This window comes from Lentzea waywayandensis, from assembly GCF_900115955.1.
Classification (GTDB): Bacteria; Actinomycetota; Actinomycetes; order Mycobacteriales; family Pseudonocardiaceae; genus Lentzea; species Lentzea waywayandensis.
The window spans coordinates 96,896-111,205 of sequence record NZ_FOYL01000015.1 but is presented as its reverse complement, the minus strand read 5'-3'; the positions used below and the strand labels follow the sequence as shown (position 1 = coordinate 111,205).

18 protein-coding genes are annotated in these 14,310 nt (G+C 67.9%); 11 read left to right on the top strand and 7 right to left on the bottom strand.

Features of this window, described 5'->3' with window-relative positions; translation table 11 throughout:
- The first annotated feature begins 1 nt into the window (after window position 1).
- Genes BM417_RS39555 through BM417_RS39530 form a run of 6 tightly spaced genes read left to right on the top strand, consistent with a single transcriptional unit; the run spans window position 2 to window position 5,781 of the window.
- Complete coding sequence (locus BM417_RS39555; RefSeq protein WP_093605143.1) at window positions 2-1,198, top strand: acetyl-CoA C-acetyltransferase; 1,197 nt, start codon at window positions 2-4, stop codon at window positions 1,196-1,198.
- Window positions 1,198-1,956 carry an SDR family NAD(P)-dependent oxidoreductase gene (locus BM417_RS39550; protein ID WP_093605141.1) on the top strand — a complete coding sequence of 253 codons (759 nt, stop codon included), beginning with the start codon at window positions 1,198-1,200 and terminating at the stop codon, window positions 1,954-1,956. Before BM417_RS39555 ends, BM417_RS39550 begins: the two co-directional genes overlap by 1 nt.
- Before the next feature lie 14 nt (window positions 1,957-1,970).
- Complete coding sequence (locus tag BM417_RS39545) at window positions 1,971-3,098, top strand: hypothetical protein (protein ID WP_093605139.1); 1,128 nt, start codon at window positions 1,971-1,973, stop codon at window positions 3,096-3,098.
- On the top strand, window positions 3,095-4,519 hold the full coding sequence (locus BM417_RS39540; RefSeq protein WP_093605137.1) for a vWA domain-containing protein: 1,425 nt from the start codon (window positions 3,095-3,097) through the stop codon (window positions 4,517-4,519). The genes BM417_RS39545 and BM417_RS39540 overlap by 4 nt, the downstream gene beginning before the upstream one ends.
- Window positions 4,506-5,213: a hypothetical protein gene (locus BM417_RS39535; RefSeq protein WP_093605135.1), complete on the top strand. Its 708-nt coding sequence runs from the start codon at window positions 4,506-4,508 to the stop codon at window positions 5,211-5,213. Before BM417_RS39540 ends, BM417_RS39535 begins: the two co-directional genes overlap by 14 nt.
- A gap of 22 nt (window positions 5,214-5,235) precedes the next feature.
- Window positions 5,236-5,781 carry a 3'-5' exonuclease gene (locus tag BM417_RS39530; RefSeq protein WP_093605133.1) on the top strand — a complete coding sequence of 182 codons (546 nt, stop codon included), beginning with the start codon at window positions 5,236-5,238 and terminating at the stop codon, window positions 5,779-5,781.
- 2 nt (window positions 5,782-5,783) lie between these two features.
- On the opposite strand, the gene BM417_RS39525 is transcribed toward BM417_RS39530, so the two are convergent.
- A complete protein-coding gene (locus tag BM417_RS39525; RefSeq protein ID WP_093605131.1) occupies window positions 5,784-6,041 on the bottom strand; it encodes a hypothetical protein in 258 nt (85 codons plus the stop codon).
- 73 nt (window positions 6,042-6,114) lie between these two features.
- Here BM417_RS39525 and BM417_RS39520 point away from each other — a divergent pair, with 73 nt between their 5' ends.
- Window positions 6,115-6,927, top strand: coding sequence for a helix-turn-helix domain-containing protein (locus tag BM417_RS39520; protein ID WP_177320865.1), 813 nt, complete (start codon window positions 6,115-6,117; stop codon window positions 6,925-6,927).
- 9 nt (window positions 6,928-6,936) lie between these two features.
- Window positions 6,937-7,125, top strand: coding sequence for a DUF397 domain-containing protein (locus BM417_RS39515; protein ID WP_218164713.1), 189 nt, complete (start codon window positions 6,937-6,939; stop codon window positions 7,123-7,125).
- Here the strand turns inward: BM417_RS39515 and BM417_RS39510 are convergent.
- Complete coding sequence (locus BM417_RS39510) at window positions 7,115-8,170, bottom strand: DUF2855 family protein (protein WP_093605125.1); 1,056 nt, start codon at window positions 8,168-8,170, stop codon at window positions 7,115-7,117. The genes BM417_RS39515 and BM417_RS39510 overlap by 11 nt on opposite strands.
- 38 nt (window positions 8,171-8,208) lie before the next feature.
- Between BM417_RS39510 and BM417_RS39505 the strand changes: the two genes are divergently transcribed.
- Complete coding sequence (locus tag BM417_RS39505; protein ID WP_093605123.1) at window positions 8,209-8,784, top strand: TetR/AcrR family transcriptional regulator; 576 nt, start codon at window positions 8,209-8,211, stop codon at window positions 8,782-8,784.
- Here BM417_RS39505 and BM417_RS39500 read toward each other — a convergent pair.
- Complete coding sequence (locus BM417_RS39500) at window positions 8,765-9,217, bottom strand: MaoC family dehydratase (protein WP_093605121.1); 453 nt, start codon at window positions 9,215-9,217, stop codon at window positions 8,765-8,767. The two genes, BM417_RS39505 and BM417_RS39500, sit on opposite strands and share 20 nt — an antisense overlap.
- Window positions 9,218-9,228: 11 nt before the next feature.
- The gene (locus BM417_RS39495; protein ID WP_245822590.1) at window positions 9,229-9,981 is read right to left on the bottom strand and encodes an SDR family oxidoreductase; all 753 of its coding nucleotides are present in this window, start codon (window positions 9,979-9,981) and stop codon (window positions 9,229-9,231) included.
- Window positions 9,982-10,111: 130 nt separating this feature from the next.
- On the opposite strand from BM417_RS39495, the gene BM417_RS39490 reads away from it, so the two are divergent.
- Both BM417_RS39490 and BM417_RS39485 read left to right on the top strand, forming a co-directional pair.
- Window positions 10,112-10,912: an SDR family NAD(P)-dependent oxidoreductase gene (locus BM417_RS39490; protein WP_093605119.1), complete on the top strand. Its 801-nt coding sequence runs from the start codon at window positions 10,112-10,114 to the stop codon at window positions 10,910-10,912.
- A gap of 1 nt (window position 10,913) precedes the next feature.
- Window positions 10,914-11,885 (top strand): quinone oxidoreductase family protein, encoded by a 972-nt coding sequence (locus tag BM417_RS39485; RefSeq protein WP_093605117.1) that lies wholly within the window; start codon window positions 10,914-10,916, stop codon window positions 11,883-11,885.
- 473 nt (window positions 11,886-12,358) lie between these two features.
- Here the strand turns inward: BM417_RS39485 and BM417_RS39480 are convergent, their stop codons facing one another.
- From BM417_RS39480 to BM417_RS39470, 3 genes are all read right to left on the bottom strand, one after another.
- Window positions 12,359-12,823 (bottom strand): DUF6319 family protein, encoded by a 465-nt coding sequence (locus tag BM417_RS39480; RefSeq protein ID WP_245822589.1) that lies wholly within the window; start codon window positions 12,821-12,823, stop codon window positions 12,359-12,361.
- Between the two features lie 93 nt (window positions 12,824-12,916).
- Window positions 12,917-13,138 carry a hypothetical protein gene (locus tag BM417_RS39475; RefSeq protein ID WP_245822588.1) on the bottom strand — a complete coding sequence of 74 codons (222 nt, stop codon included), beginning with the start codon at window positions 13,136-13,138 and terminating at the stop codon, window positions 12,917-12,919.
- Complete coding sequence (locus BM417_RS39470) at window positions 13,135-14,289, bottom strand: S8 family serine peptidase (protein ID WP_093605115.1); 1,155 nt, start codon at window positions 14,287-14,289, stop codon at window positions 13,135-13,137. Before BM417_RS39470 ends, BM417_RS39475 begins: the two co-directional genes overlap by 4 nt.
- Window positions 14,290-14,310: the final 21 nt, after the last annotated feature.

The following is a 14,310-nucleotide window of genomic DNA, read 5'->3' as shown; positions in this document are numbered from 1 at the left end:
CATGGCTGAGGCAGTCATCGTCTCCACCGCCCGGTCGCCGATCGGCCGTGCCCGCAAGGGTTCCCTTGTGTCTTTGAGGCCGGACGACCTGGCCGCGCAGGTGATCTCGGCGGCGCTGGGCGACATTCCGGCGTCCGAGATCACCGACCTGCACCTCGGTTGTGCCGAGCCGCAGGACGAGCACGGTCAGAACATCGCGCGCCGCGTCGCCGTGCAGCTCGGTTACGACAACTTGCCGGGCACGACGGTCAACCGGTTCTGCGCGTCTTCGGTGCAGACCGCGCGGATGGCCTTCCACGCCATCAAGGCGGGGGAGGGCCACGGGTTCATCTCGGCCGGCGTCGAGTGCGTCTCGCGGTACATGCACGCGGGCGCGCCGTCGTTCAACCCGCTGTTCGCGCAGGCGCAGCAGCGGACCCTGGACACGGCCGCCTCCAACGCGGCGTGGACCGACCCGAGGCTCGACGGCGAGCTGCCCGACTACTACATCGCGATGGGCCAGACGGCCGAGAACGTCGCGACGCAGATGGGCATCTCGCGACACGATCAGGACGAGTTCGGCGTGCGGTCGCAGAACCTCGCGGAGAAGGCCATCGCGGACGGTTTCTTCGCCCGCGAGATCACTCCGGTCGTGCTGCCCGACGGAACCGTCGTGTCGGCTGACGACGGCCCACGTGCCGGGGTGACGCTGGAAGCCGTCTCCGCGCTGAAGCCGTCCTTCCGGCCCGAGGGAACGATCACGGCCGGCAACTGCTGCCCGCTGAACGACGGTGCGGCCGCTGTCGTGATCATGAGCGACGTGCGGGCACGTGAGCTGGGCCTGACCCCGTTGGCGCGCATCGTGTCCACGGGTGTCTCCGGCCTGTCACCGGAGATCATGGGCCTCGGCCCCGTGGACGCCACGAAGCAGGCGCTGGGTCACGCCGGTCTGTCCATTTCGGACATCGGCCTGGTGGAGATCAACGAGGCGTTCGCCGTCCAGGTGCTCGGTTCGCAGCGAGCGCTGGGCATCGACATCGACAAGCTCAACGTGCACGGCGGCGCCATCGCGCTGGGCCACCCGTTCGGCTCGACCGGTGCGCGGATCATGACGACGCTGATCAACGGCATGCAGGCCCGCGACGCCCAGTTCGGCCTGGAGACGATGTGCGTCGGCGGCGGTCAGGGCATGGCGATCATCCTGGAGAGGCTTTCGTAGTGGGAATCCTGGACAAGTTCCGTCTCGACGGGAAAGTCGCGATCGTCACCGGCGCCTCCTCGGGCCTGGGTGTGGCCTTCGCGAAGGGGCTTGCGGAGGCCGGCGCGGACGTCGTGCTCGCGGCCCGCCGTGCGGACAAGCTGAAGGAGACGGCCGCGCTGGTCGAGGCCGCCGGTCGGCGCGCCCTGGTCGTGCAGGCCGACGTGTCGCAGCCCGACGACTGCCGTGAGGTGGCTCGTGCGGCGGCTGAGTTCGGCACGGTGGCGGTGCTCGTGAACAACGCCGGTGTCGCGTCGGCGGTGCCGGCTTCGCGGGAGACGCCGGAGCAGTTCCTCAGTGTCATGGACGTGAACCTCAACGGCGCCTACTGGATGGCTCAGGCGGCCGCGGCCGTCATGAAGTCCGGTGGCTCGATCATCAACATCTCCAGCGTGCTCGGCCTCGTGACCGGCGGTATTCCACAGGCCGCGTACTCGGCGTCGAAGGCCGGTCTGCTCGGACTCACGCGGGACCTGGCGCAGCAGTGGACCGGGCGCAAGGGCATCCGCGTCAACGCGATCTGCCCCGGTTTCTTCTCCTCGGAGATGACCGACCAGTACCCGCCGGGGTACCTGGAGAAGATGCGGGCGGCGCTGCCCGCCGGTCGCATCGGCGACCCCGAGGAACTCGCCGCCGCCGTGGTCTTCCTGGCCTCACCCGCGGGCGGTTACGTTACTGGCGAGACGCTCGTCGTCGACGGTGGTGCCGTGATCGTCTGACTCCAGGGGGAGCCGTGCGGGAGCCCGAGTTCAAGGTCATCGACCCGCGAAGACGGTTCCTGCTGTGGTTCGTCCCGCCTTTGACGGTGTTCGTGACCGGGCTGGTGGTGCTGCTCGTTTCGGGGCACATCACCGGCCCGTTCCGTTCTGTCACCGTGGTGCGCGCGTTGTTCGCCTCCAAGCGGGACTTCTTCCAGGACGAGCAGGTCAAGCGGATCCTGATGGCGCGCGGCTACCAGGTGCACGTGACGCCGGTCGGCTCCCGCGACCTGGCCGAGAAACCCGACCTCGACTCGTACCACTTCGTGTTCCCGTCGGGGCACGTGGCGAACGAGCACGTGAAGACCCGCCGTGCGGGCAAGCACGTCGTGCCGTACCGGCCGTTCTTCACCCCGGTCGTGCTCGCCACGTTCCGCGAGTACGCCGAGGCACTGCGGAAGGAGGGGGTCGCGACACCGCACGGTCAGGGTGAGAAGCCGCTCTACTACAACCTCGACATGGCCAAGCTCAAAGGGCTGGCCGACGTGGGCAAGCGGTGGGACGAACTCGGCCTGACCAACGGCAACCGGGTCATCGTGCAGTCGCCGGACCCGTGCAAGGCCTACTCGGGCGCGACGCTCGTCGGGTTCTTCGCCACCGCCTTCGGTGACGAACCGCCGCAGACCATCGATGCCGCGGAGAAGCTGGCGCTGGAGGTCAAGCCGTACGTCGACGCGCAGGGCCAGGCCGGCGAGGACATGGCCCCCAAGTACTTCGTGCCGGAGGGGCGGACGCACGCCGTCATCGCGGTGATCTACGAGCACCAGTACATCGCGTATCAGTTGCGGCAGAAGAGCGTCGACACCGAACGCGTGCTGCTCTACCCGACCAAACAGCACCAGAGCACGCCCGAGCTGATCTCGTTCACGCCGGAGGGCGACCGGATCGGCGAGCTGATGATGAACGACCCGGACCTGCGCAGGCGCGCGGTCGAGCTGGGGTTTCACTCGCTGAGCTGGAACGGGGAGTCCGCCGACGACTTCGGCACCTACATCGCGGGCCGCGGTCTGCCGGAGCCGCCGGCCGGTGAGGCGGGCAGGGTGCAGCTGCCCAAGGCGGAACTCTTCGAGCGCATGCTCGACGTCGTCGGCGACTGCAAATGAGAGTGCTGGCAGCGGTTCTGCTGCTGGTGCTGGCCGCGTGCACGCCGAGCACACCCGCGGTCCGGCTGAAGATGCTGGCGAGCACGGAACTGGCCGATCTCGGACCCGTGCTGGCGGAGTTGAAGAAGGCCACCGGTGTCGAGCTGGTGGTGGAGCACCGCGGCACGGTCGAGGCCAGCAGGTCGCTCGCGGGCTTCGACCTGGCCTGGTTGTCCACCAACAGGTTCCTGCGGCTGCGCGGTGCCGACCCCGAGCTGGCATCGAGCATCATGACGTCCCCGGTGGTGCTCGGGGTGAAACCCGCCAGCAGGGCCGTGCTGGGGGATCGGCCGACGTGGGCCGACGTCGCCGACCGCGCCGCGCTGGGCCAGTTCCGTTACGGCATGGCCGATCCACGCGTGTCCGGTGGTGGGATGGCCGCGCTGATCGGGGTCGCGACGGCGGCCGCGGGCACCGGCGCGCCACTGCGGCCAGAGGACGTGAGCTGCGACCGGTTGCAGGGTTTCCTCGCGGGGCGCGCGTTCGACGTGCCGGACCCCGTCGGCGAGTTCGCGCGCCGGTCCGATGTGGACGGACTGGTCGCGCACGAGTCGGAGTTGATGGCTTTGAACGCTTCCGGTCGCCTGTCCACGCCACTGGAGATCGTGTACCCGCGCGACGGGATCGTCCTGTCGGACTACCCGCTGATGCTCGTCGAGCCCGCACACCGGGCCGCCTACGACCGGGTCGTCGAGTGGTTGAAGTCGCCGGGAGCGCAGCAGATGATCGCCGAGCGCACCTGGCGCCGGCCCGTCGAACCCTCCGTGGTGCGCGACGAGAAACTGCGTGCCGACCTCGGCACCGCGCTCTACTTCCCGGACAGCCAGGAGGTGCTCGACCGGCTGCTGCTGTTCCACGACCGCGCGGGCGAAGGCCGTCAGGTGATCTTCGTGCTGGACTACTCGACGTCCATGCGGGGCCCGCGGCTCGCCGGGCTGCGGGAGGCGTTCGCGTCCCTCAACGGGTTCGACCGCTTCTACGTCGGCGAGACGGTCACGATCGTCCGGTTCGCGGGCACCGTGCTGGAGGAACGTTCGATCACCGTGCGCGGGAAGCAGGACCTCGACGCGCTGCTGGCCGTCGTCGCGTCCGACGACCTCCAGGACAACACGGCGATCTGGGCCGCGCTGGACCACGCGCTCCGCCTGGCCCGCGGCGAGACGGCGGTCGTGCTGATGACCGATGGCGAGAACAACGCGGGGCCGTCGGTGAACGAGTTCCTGAGGGTCGGGCGGGGAGAGGTGCCCGTGTTCCCGATCCGGTTCGGCGAGGCCTCGACGGCGGAACTGGACCGAGTGGCGCAGGCGAGCGGCGGCCGTCTCGTGGAGGCCGGCGCGAAGTCGTTGCTGGAGGCGGTGAGAGAGATCCGTGGATGTCGATAGAGCACTCTGGTGGTCCGTCTCGTGGGGCTGGATCCTGTTGTGGGTCGCCACGCTGATCGCGTTGGTCGTGGTCGTCGCTCTCGGGTGGCGGTGGCTGCGGCGCCGCGAACCGGAACCCGAGGTGCCGGGCCTGCTGTTCTACGTGCACGGCCAGCGCATGATCAACCTGTGCAAGGTCGGCCGGTACGACGACGCGGTCACCCGGCAGTTCGTCAAGCAGATCACCGTCACCAAGAACGGCAAGCTCCAGGTCGGCCCCAGCGAGTTCGGCATCGGCGTGGACGGCTCGGTGGTCGAGCAGAACACCGACACCTACGAGAAACCGGCCACGGAGATCGACGTCATCGGCGTCGTGCTGGCCGGCCTGCGCGCGGGCCACGGCGTGGTCGACGTCGACCTGACGACGCGGACCATCACGGCCGACGAGTCGTGGCGGCGAGGAAAAGCCCGGCGTCTCAACGACATCCGCGACTACGTGTCGTTGCACGGCCGGTTCGAGGTCGGTGACGGCGACGGCGCTGCGGTGTTGATCGCGCCCGTGGGGGAGCATCGGGTGCGGGTGGAGTGCGACCGGGCGAGCCTGCGCGACACGCTGCCGCCAGGCCAGTTCAACGCGCGCTGTCTCGGCAAGGTCCAGTCGTGGAACGCGGCGACCGGCGAGATCGTCGTGCTGCCGGTCGTCGTATTCCAGTAGACGGGCAGGGGACGATCAGCGCGTGATTGTTTCGTTGGACGAGGTGCTGGTGGTCGACGTGGAGTCGACCTGTTGGGAGGACTCGCCGCCGCCCGGTGAGGTCTCGGAGATCATCGAGATCGGGATCTGCCCGGTCGCGGTGGCGACCGGGGTCCGGGGTGAGCGGCGATCGGTGCTGGTGCGGCCTTCGCGGTCGTCCGTCAGTCCTTTTTGCACTCAGCTCACGACGTTGACCGCCGAACAAGTTGAGGGTGGCGTCTCGTTCCTTGAAGCCTGTGCGCTGCTGCGCAAGGAGTTCCGGTCGGATCGGCGGGTGTGGGCTTCCTACGGCGACTACGACCGCAAGATGTTCGAACGGCAGTGCGCCGACTTCGGAGTCCGGTATCCGTTCGGGCCGCGACACGTCAACGTCAAGACGTTGTTCGCGCTGGTGCACGCGTTGCCCCGGGAGGTCGGGATGGCTGAGGCGGTGCGGCTCGCCGGGCAGAGGCTCGACGGCACGCACCACCGCGGCCACGACGACGCGTTCAACATCGCTGGGCTCCTGTCCGGGCTGATTCGGCGGTGAGATCACCTGTTCGGAGGATTCCAGTCGATCCCGACCGTGCAGACTCGCGTGACGTCCCTCCACACCGTGATGGCGAAGGTGCCCGCGTCCGCTGACACTCGCGTGAGGTATTCGGTCGCGCAGGCGACCGTGTAGTGGGACTTCCAGTCGGCGCCTTTCCTTATGTACCAACCATGATCCTGCACGGACTCGACGTAGGCGAGAGTGAGCCGGCCGTTCTGGCTGCGCCGGTGGTACTGGATGCTGTGGACGTACTCCATGACGTGGACGGTCCTCAACAGACTCCGTCACCGTGATTCACGAATGTCAGATCTCGTCGTTAACGTTTGGGGTATGTCCGACCCCACGTTCCGGCAGGTGCGCCTTGGTGAGGCGCTGAAGAGGCTGCGCGAACGGAGCGGGCTGAGCCAGCGCGAGGCGGCGTACCGGCTCCGCTACAACTACCAGAAGCTGAGCCGCATCGAGAACGGTCAGCTGCCGGAGTTCCACGGCATGCGCGCGATGCTCGACCTCTACGGCGTACTTGTGTCGGAGGAGGCTCCGTACATCGACATGTGGGAACGCGCGAGCGAGAAGGGCTGGTGGCATCCCTATCGTCTCGACGACCACGGCTACATCAGTCTTGAGCACGACGCGGTCCGGGTGAGCGAGTTCCAGCTCGGCTACATTCCCGGTCTGCTCCAGGTCGAGAGCTACATGCGTGCCGTGTTCCTGGGTTTCCAGGTGCAGCGTTCGCGGAAGTGGATCGACAATCAGATCGCTGTGCGGATGCGGCGCCAGGAGCGCCTGTCGGGTGATGATCCGCTTGAGTACCAAGCGATCATTGCCGAGGCCGCCATTCGGCTGGCGGATCGTGAGCAGCTGCGGCACATACGCGAGGTGTCGGAACTGCCGAACGTGACGGTGCAGGTGCTGCAGGACTCCGCAGGCCCGACCGCTGGGCAACTCGGCTCGTTCATCGTGCTGGACTTCGCCTGTCCCGGCGAGATGTCGGTGCTCTACGTCGAGCATCCCGCTGGAGCGACCTACATCGAGGAAGCCGAGCGGGTGAAGCCCAGTAGACTGGTCTTCAAGCACCTCTCGAAGCTGGCACTGACCCCGGACGAGTCGGCCGAGTGGATCGGGAGGTTGGCTGCCGGGAGGTAGGGGATCAAGGTGTCTGCTGTGTGGCGCAAGAGCAGTCGCACCGGCGGTGGCGAGAACGCCGCCTGCGTGGAGATCGCTCTGGACGGCTCCGCCGCCCGCATCCGTGACTCCAAGGGCCGGGCGGACGCCACTGTCGCGGCGCCCGCCTGGGGTTCGTTCCTCGCCATGGTCAAGGGCGAGGACCAGTTCAGAAGGTGATCACGTCGGCGCTGGCCGGGTTCGCCTTGCCCGCCAGCACGGCCTGCCACACGTCGATCAGCTCGTCCGGACCGCTGTGCTGGACGACCCCGACCCAGTCACCCGCCTGAGCGGTGAAGCCCCGCCACGCCTCGCCGAAGCGCTGGGCCAGCCCGTCCGCGCCCCAGTCCGCCGTGCGCTTGCGCAGCTGGTCCGGGGCGAAGAAGAACTCGGAGCGCGAGTCCTGCGAGGCCGCCTGGTGGGTCAGGCCGATCGAGATGTCCTTCTTCAGCTCGGCGCCGAGCCGTGAGTGCAGCGCCGAACGCACGTCGGCCGACCCGCTGAAGTCCAGGTACACGCTCGGTTCGACGTCCACCGAAGCGTCGTAGGGGAGCACCGCGTCGTAGAGGCCCAGGCTCTGCGTGAACTCCACGTTGCGCGGTGAAGTCAGCCCCACGACCCGTACGCCCTGACCGCGAAGGCGTTGCGCGGTGCCGAACGCCGTCTTGCTGGACGCCGAGGAGATCACGACGGTCTTGGCGCCGTGGAAGTCGTTGTCCACCAGCTGGTCTGCCAGCAGGAACGACGTGAGGAACAGCGGCCGGTACAGCACCTGGAGGTCTTCGAGCCGCTCGTCGTAGGCGGGATCCTGGGTGGTGACGAGGTAGCTGTTGTAGACGGCGGGGAGCTCGACCCTGTGGTCGCTCGCGTCGACGAAACCGGCCGAGGTCAGCTTGGCGCGCACGACGAGATGGCTCGCCATCGGCAGGTAGCCGTAGACGCGGGTGCCGGCGGGCAGAGCGTCCACTGTGGACTCGACAACGTCCGCGAAGCCCCAGAGCGGGATCACGCCTTGGCCGGGGCCGCCGGCGGGGAAGAAGTTCCAGTAGCCGATGAGGTCGCCGATCACGCCGTACGTGACGTTGTTGGCGGTGAGTCCGACCCGGCTGGTGCGGAGAAGCACCTCGCAGTCGGACAGCTCGGGCAGTTCAGGCAGTTCGTCGTGCAGCACTTCGGTTTTGGTGAGGTCGTCGCGGTCGACGACCACGGTCCAGCGAGTGGTCATTGCCTGGATTCTCCTAGCTCGGAAGGTACGCTCCGGTCGTGACCGTGCCTGAAAGACTGATCGACGCCGCTACCCGCCTGTTCGCGGACAAGGGGTACGAGCGGGTCGCCGTGCAGGAGATCGTGGAACACGCAGGCGTCACCAAAGGCGCCATGTACCACTACTTCGGGTCGAAGGACGACCTGCTGCACGAGATCTACGGGCGGTTGCTGCGCTTGCAGACCGAACACCTGGAGAAGATCGCGTCGAGCACCGGCCCGGTCACCGAGCGCCTCCGCGAGGCCGCGATCGACGTGATCGTCACGAGCATCGAGGACTTCGACGCCGCCAAGGTGTTCTTCCGCTCCATGAACCACCTCTCCGCGGAGAAGCAGAAGGAGGTGCGGGCGGAACGGCGGCGCTACCACGAGAAGTTCCGCGGCCTGATCGAGGAGGGCCAGCGGGACGGGACCTTCCGCGACGACGTGCCCGCCGACGTCGCCACGTACTACTTCTTCGGGTCGTTGCACCAGCTGGGCACGTGGTACCGCCCGGACGGGGACATCCCGGCCGGGCGGCTGGCGGAGCACTACGCGGATCTGCTGATCCACAGCCTCACGGCACAATCACGCTGACGATCTCGGCGACGCACGCGGGCTTGTCGCTGCCCTCGATCTCGATGACGACCTTGGTCACGAGCTGTTTGCCCAGCGCGATGTCGGTGACGTCCAGCAGTTCGACCCCGCCGCGCACCCTGGCGCCGACCAGCACCGGCTGCGGGAAGCGGACCTTGTTGCTGCCGTAGTTCACGCCCATCTTGATGTTCTTGACGGTGTAGACGTCCCGCACCAGGTACGGCACCAGCGACAACGTCAGGTAGCCGTGCGCGACCGGTCCGCCGAAGGGGCCCTTCTTCGCCTTCTCGACGTCGATGTGGATCCACTGGTGATCCAGCGTCGCGTCGGCGAACAGGTTGACCTGCTCCTGCGTGACCTCGTGCCACTCGCCGAACCCGAGGTGCTCGCCCTTGGCGGCGACCAGCTCGTCGATGTTCTCGAAAGCGCGCATGGTGGGAGTCCTCAGTCCTTCGGTCCGCCGGCGACGTAGATGACCTGGCCGGACACGAACCCGGCACCCTCGCTCACGAGGAACGACGCGGTGTGCGCGATGTCCTCGGGCTGGCCGACGCGCGCGACCGGGATCGCCTGCGCCGCACCGGTGAGGAAGTCCTCGAACGGGATCTTCATGCGCTCGGCCGTCGCCTTGGTCATCTCGGTGGCGATGAAACCGGGCGCGATCGCGTTGACCGTGACGCCGAACTTGCCGAGCTCGATCGCGAGGGTCTTGGTGAAGCCCTGCAGACCGGCCTTGGCCGCGGAGTAGTTGGCCTGGCCGCGGTTGCCGAGAGCGGACGTGGAGCTCAGGTTGACGACGCGGCCGAAGCCTTCCTTCGTCTGGAACGCCTGCACGGCCTTGCTCATCAGGAACGCGCCGCGCAGGTGCACGTTCATGACCGTGTCCCAGTCCGCTGACGTCATCTTGAACAGCAGGTTGTCGCGCAGCACGCCGGCGTTGTTGATCAGCACGGTCGGCGCGCCGAGCTCCTCGGCGACCTTCGCGACGGCGGCGTTGACCTGCTCCTCGTCGGCGACGTCGACCTTGAGGCCGATGGCGCGGCCACCGCTCGCGACGATCTTGTCGGCGCCGTCCAGCACGCCCTGCTCGTCGAGGTCGAGCAACGCGACGGCCAGGCCGTCCGCGGCGAGACGCTGCGCGACCGCGGCACCGATGCCACGAGCCGCGCCGGTGACGATCGCAACCCTGTCGGCCACGGGTCCTCCTTCGGTGAGGGGATGGTGAGCTAAGCAAGCGCTTAGTAACGTACCTATCAGTCCGCTTGACGTCCAGGCCTGTGCGGACGACCATACCGACTGGTCGGAATGTGGCAATTCGAGGAGGCAGGTGCCAGTGGAACTCACCGGCAAGGTCGCGCTCATCACCGGCGGATCCAACGGCATCGGCGCCGCGTCCGCCCGGCGTCTGGCGTCACTCGGCGTGCGCGTTGTCGTCGCCGATGTGGACGTCGACCAGGGCAAAGCCGTCGCCGATGAGATCGGCGGCGTGTTCGTGCGTTGCGACGTGACGGTGCCTTCGGACTCCGCCGAGGCTGTCGCTCTCGCCGTGCGCGAGTTCGGCGGGCTGGACATCGCGTTCCTGAACGCCGGCATCGGCACCGGATGCTCGCTGGGCGATGACTTCGACGTCGAGGTGTATCGGCGCGCGATGGCCATCAACCTCGACGGTGTCGTTTACGGCGCGCACTACGCGTTGCCCGAGGTCCGCAAGCGCGGCGGCCAGATCATCGCCACGGCGTCGATGGCCGGCCTCATGCCGATGCCGGGCGACCCCGTCTACGGCGCGAACAAGGCCGCCGTCGTCGGTCTCGTGCGCTCTCTTGGCGGCGCCTATCCCGACGTGCGCGTGAACGCGCTGTGCCCCGCGTTCGCCGACACCAACATCATCGTCCCGCTGCGCTCGACCCTGGACGAGATCGGCATGCCGATCCTGCCCGTGTCGGCCGTGGTGGACACGTTCATGTCCATTGTGGAGGGTTCGGGGACCGGCGAGGCGTGGTTTGTCCAGGCAGGTCGTTCGTCGGAGCCGTTCGGCTTCCGCAACCCGCCCGGGCCTCGTGCCGCTGACGGCTCGCGCGTCGGTGCCGCCTCCCTGGACCCCGTTTCGATCGCGCTCAAGGAGAACTGACGTGCGTGCCATTCAGATCACCGAGTTCGGCGGGCCCGAGGTGCTCCAGCAGGTGGAGCTGCCCGACCCGATTGCGGGCGAGGGCGAGGTGCTGATCAACGTCTCGCGTGCCGGCCTGAACTACGCCGACACGCACCAGGCGGAGAACTCGTACCTGGCGAAGATGTCGCTGCCGCTGGTTCCTGGCGGCGAGGTTGTGGGGACGACTGCGGATGGACGCCGGGTTGTCGCGTTGACCAAGAACTCCGGTGGGTATGCGGAGAAGGCTGTCGCGCCTGCTCTCACCACCTTCGACGTTCCTGATGGTGTGGACGATCTGACTGCGTTGTCGTTGATCGTTCAGGGGGCTACGGCCTGGTTGCTGTTGCGGAAGTCGACTCACATGGAGGCCGGTGAGTCGGTGGTCGTGCATGCCGCTGCTGGTGGTGTGGGGACGATCGCCGTTCAGCTGGCCAAGTTGTGGGGGGCTGGGCGGGTCATCGCTACCGCTTCCTCTGATGACAAGCGGAAGCTGGCGTTGGATCTTGGGGCTGATGTCGCGATCGACTCGCGTTCCGAGGACATGACCGCGGCGTTGATCGAGGCCAACGGTGGGCGGCGGGTTGATGTTGTGCTCGACATGACTGGGGGAGCGGTCACTGATCAGTCGGTTGTGGCGTTGGGTCCTTTTGGGCGGCTTGCGTTTTATGGCATGGCCTCGCGGGAAAGGCCGAAGCCGGTTGACCTCGGGGCGTTGCTGGTGCACTCCACGACCGTTGCGGGTATGTGGTTGCCGCACGCGTTGAGGGTTCGGGATTCTGAGTTCGGGACCCTTGCTCATCGGGCTATGGCTGAGCTGTTCCAGCTTGTTGTGGATGGGAAGGTCCGGGCTGTTCCCGGTGGGGAGTATGGGATGGGGGAGGTTCGGCAGGCGCACGAGGACCTTCGGTCTCGTCGGACTGCTGGAAAGTTGTTGCTGGACCCGTCTCGCTAGTTCGTAGCGTCCCCGGCTTGCGTTGGCGGGCCTGCGGTTGCGTGCTTCCCCCTGGGGGCTCTGCCCCCAGACCCCCGGCAATCTGATCGGGGGGTAGCGCCGCCTGCGGGTTGATAGCACGCCTGTTGCTTTGGGCGGCCGCCGGTTGCTTTGAGGGGTGCGTTGGCGGTGGGGTCCCGTCACGAGCCGAGCCAAGAGCGGGCCACATCAGGTCAGGGGTGTCAACTCGACGAAAAGCGTGTCGAGTTGACACCCCTGACCTGATGCAGCAAGAGCTGTGGCGCGACTCGTGACGGGACCCCACCGCCCGGCCCGCCTGGTAAGGACGGCTCGCCTTCGGCTTCGCGGGCGGGGTGGTGCGCTGGTGGTGCCTTGGCTCGAACCAGTAATCCTGCGATTAACAGTGTCTGCATGCGAAAGGGCGGCCCGCGTTGTGCGGGCCGCCCTTCTGCGTCTTGCTGGAGCTTCTGGTCCTACTCGGAGAGCTCGGCCAGCTGGGCCTTCACCCTGGCCAGCTCAGCCTCCAGCTCCTCCATGCGGGTGCGGTGCTGGTCGCGTGCCGCCTCGAGCACCGACTCGATGCCCTCCGCGATGTCCACGTGCAGTTCCTTGGCCGCCTTGGCGACGGCGATGGCCGGGATGACCAGGCCCGACACGACGCGCTGCGTGCCGTGGACCAGGTCGGCCTGCCATTCGCCCTCGGCGGTACCGGTCACCGTGAGCGTGAGCTCCACGGTGCGGGTCTTCTTCGCCGTGCTCTTCGGGCGGCCTGCCTTCGGCTTCTCCGCCTTGGAAGCCGCCTCGACCTTGGGAGCCTCGGCCTTCGGCGCCTCAACCGGCTTCGGCGCCTCGGCCTTCTCGGCCACTGGGGCCGACGCCGGAGTCTCCTCCACGACGGTCTCCTCGACTGCCTGCACCTCGGTGAGCGTGTCCGACACGATCAGGTTTCCTCTCTCCGCAACGACGTGACCCCGCACACAGCATAGAACACTTGTTCGATCAGCCGTCGATGGGGTCAGCACAGAGACTAGTCAGTACGGCGGGAGCTGCACGCGCCACTGTCGTTCTACGTCGATGACTCCGGGTACCGCCTGCAGTGCCGGGATGGCTCTGACCTCGGCGGTGCCGGTGACCACGCCCAGCGCTTCCAGGACCGTGTCGACCACCAGGCCCGCCTCCCGCAGGTCGTCGAGGACCTGCGGGAGGCTGCCGTCCGTCACGGAGACCATCACCTGGTCCACCGAAGCGGTCATGGCGCCTGGACGAGTCCGGTGCCGATGTCGGTGGACGCCAGCGGCAGGCGCAGGGCGGTGCCGGCCAGGCGGGCCCACAGTTCGAAGCCGCGGGCGCCGGTCCTCTCCGCGATCAGGACCGCCACGCCGGCCACGTGCGGGGTCGCCATCGACGTGCCGCGCAGGCGGCGGTACTTCTCCGGGAGCTTGAAGGACGAGTAGACGTCCACGCCGGGCGCGCACACGTCGATCTGGCCGATCCTGTCCGCCGAGCCCGAGGAGAACGACGCGATCGCTCGGTTCACGTCGATCGCGGCCACGGCGATGATGCTGGGGCAGCGTGCGGGGTGGCCGACCGGCGCGATGCGGGCCGGGCGCGTCGAGGCGTTGCCCGCCGCGGCGATGATCAGCGTGCCCTTGGCCATCGCGCGCTGGGCGACGGTCTCGTAGATCTGCGAGTACGGCGTGCCCGCCGGGACGTCGGCGCCCAGTGACATCGAGATGATCGCGCAGCCGTTCGCGACCGCCCAGTCGATGCCCGCGAGGATGCCGCCGTCGGAGCCGGAGCCCGCGTTCGACAGGACCTTGCCCGCGAAGATCTCGGCCTCGTACGCGACGCCGTAGCCGGGCAGTGTGGCGGGCTTGCGCGGGCCCGCGGACGTGCCGATGCAGTGCGTGCCGTGGCCGTGGCCGTCCTGCACGTCCTCGCCGGCGATGAACGACTTCGTGGTGATGGTGCGGCCCGCGAAGTCCGGGTGGTTGTTCTCCCAGCCGGTGTCCAGGACGGCGATCTTGATGCCCTTGCCGGTGGCCGTGCTGACGTCCGCGCCGACCGCCTGAAGCCCCCAGGTCAGCACTGACTCGTCGGCCGCGGCCTCTGGCTCTTCTTCCACTGGTGCGGCGAACACGTGCACGACGCGTTCCGGTTCGACGATCTGCACCGCGCCGGGACCCTCCGCGGCACCGTTCAGTTCGCCCAGCAGGTTCGGGTCGCCGGACACCACGGCGACGCCGAGTTCCGGGAACACCTGCAGCGTGTCCGAGCCGATGGCGCCGGTGTTCGGGTTGAACCCGGCGATCGCGCCGAGCTCGGCCAGGCCCTCTTCTACGGCGTCTTCCTGCAACAGCACCAGGAACCTGCCGGTGGTCTCCACTTCCGCGGGTTCGGTCATGACGATTCGCCCCTACTCTCC

Bases quoted from the DNA above. Each gene is read 5' to 3' on its own strand.
- BM417_RS39500 (WP_093605121.1), bottom strand. From the start codon at position 9,217: ATGCGCGCTTTCGAGAACATCGACGAGCTGGTCGCCGCCAAGGGCGAG.
- BM417_RS39470 (WP_093605115.1), bottom strand. From the start codon at position 14,289: ATGACCGAACCCGCGGAAGTGGAGACCACCGGCAGGTTCCTGGTGCTG.
- BM417_RS39510 (WP_093605125.1), bottom strand. From the start codon at position 8,170: ATGACCACTCGCTGGACCGTGGTCGTCGACCGCGACGACCTCACCAAA.
- BM417_RS39555 (WP_093605143.1), top strand. From the start codon at position 2: ATGGCTGAGGCAGTCATCGTCTCCACCGCCCGGTCGCCGATCGGCCGT.
- BM417_RS39525 (WP_093605131.1), bottom strand. From the start codon at position 6,041: ATGGAGTACGTCCACAGCATCCAGTACCACCGGCGCAGCCAGAACGGC.
- BM417_RS39540 (WP_093605137.1), top strand. From the start codon at position 3,095: ATGAGAGTGCTGGCAGCGGTTCTGCTGCTGGTGCTGGCCGCGTGCACG.
- BM417_RS39475 (WP_245822588.1), bottom strand. From the start codon at position 13,138: ATGACCGCTTCGGTGGACCAGGTGATGGTCTCCGTGACGGACGGCAGC.
- BM417_RS39520 (WP_177320865.1), top strand. From the start codon at position 6,115: ATGTCCGACCCCACGTTCCGGCAGGTGCGCCTTGGTGAGGCGCTGAAG.